Origin of the sequence: Natrinema salsiterrestre, assembly GCF_029502005.1 — an archaeon.
Classification (GTDB): Archaea; Halobacteriota; Halobacteria; order Halobacteriales; family Natrialbaceae; genus Natrinema; species Natrinema salsiterrestre.
Window position 1 is genome coordinate 1 of the sequence record NZ_JAMQOT010000023.1, and the last position, 1,406, is coordinate 1,406.

Genomic DNA, 1,406 nt, shown 5'->3' on the forward strand with positions numbered 1-1,406 from the left:
CATCCGTATTCGGTTAAGAGCTGAAACCGCGTGACGGAACGCCAATCGGGGAGATTATTTCTGAAGGTTGAGTGGGGAAGGGTGAATGAAACTCTCCCCAGATGCGATCAGCACTCTGTTGACTTCGCTGTTTCCCTCCGAGACGATTGACGACCTCGCACGCGAGTGCGAAGTCGTCATGCGGGATCGGAAGGTTGACCCTCGAATGCTGGTCTGGACGCTCGCAGTGGGCTTCGCCGTCGGCGGCGAAGCCCGCTCGATCGCCGACTATCGACGGGCGTACAACGCAGCAACCAACCAGTCCATCGTTGCCTCGAGCTTCTACGACCGGTTTACCAAGCAGTTGCACGAACTCCTTCGTGAACTGCTCGAACACGCACTCGACGAAGTCGCGGTTCCACATACCCTCACTCCTGAGTTCGACCGGTTCAGAGACGTCATCGCAACTGATGCTACCGTGTTTCGGCTGAACCAGTTCCTCACGGAGTTCAAAGCGACTCATGAGGATCAGTCGGGCGTCATGCTCTATCTTGTCCACAATATCACAGAACAGTCGGTGATCTCCGACGAGATCACCGACGAGAAGAACCACGAAAGCACCCTCTTCAAAACCGGAAGTTGGATGGCTGGACGCCTTTTTCTGTTCGATCTCGGCTTCTTCAAGTACCGCCGCTTTGCACTGATCGACGAGAACGACGGCTTCTTCGTGAGCCGGTTGAAAGAGAGCTCGAACCCGCTGATCACAGAGGAGCTACGCACCTGGAACGGGAACTCGATCAATCTGGCAGGGAAGCAGGTCTTCGACGTCGTCGACGACCTGCATCGCAAGTACATTGATGTCGAAGTCGAGGTCAGTTTCAAGCGGCGACCCTACGACGGCGTTCAGTCATACTCCACCAAGCAGTTTCGCGTCGTCGGTGTCCGCAACGAGGACACCGACGACTACCACCTTTACATCACCAACCTTCCGCGCACCGAGTTCATCCCACGCGAGATTGCTGCACTCTACCGGGCGAGATGGGAGGTCGAATTGCTCTTCCGAGAACTCAAGTCGCAGTATTCGCTTGATAAGTTCGATACCTCGAAAGAGCATATCGTGAAGATTCAGATAGTGGCAGCTCTGCTGACGCTGGTCGTCAGCAGAGCGATCTTGCGGTTGATGGTCGATCATGCCGAAGAGCGAGATGAAGACTGCACGTTCCCAAGAGAGCGCTGGGCGACGACCTTCCGGTCGTACGCCCAGCTCATCCTCATGGAACTGGCAGAACTCTACGAGTATCCTTCGCCGAACATCCCTGAGCTGCTGTATCAAGAAGCTAAACAGCCGTCTCCGGCACGAATGACGCTCTTAGAGGAGGTGTGTGCTGATCTCTATGCAGGCTCAGAAGCTTAACCGAATACAGATG

1 protein-coding gene is annotated in these 1,406 nt (G+C 55.3%); it reads left to right on the forward strand.

Annotated features, from left to right (window positions below):
- Nucleotides 1-85 precede the first annotated feature (85 nt).
- Nucleotides 86-1,393: an IS4 family transposase gene (locus NDI89_RS23790; RefSeq protein WP_277525406.1), complete on the forward strand. Its 1,308-nt coding sequence runs from the start codon at nt 86-88 to the stop codon at nt 1,391-1,393.
- Nucleotides 1,394-1,406 lie beyond the last annotated feature (13 nt).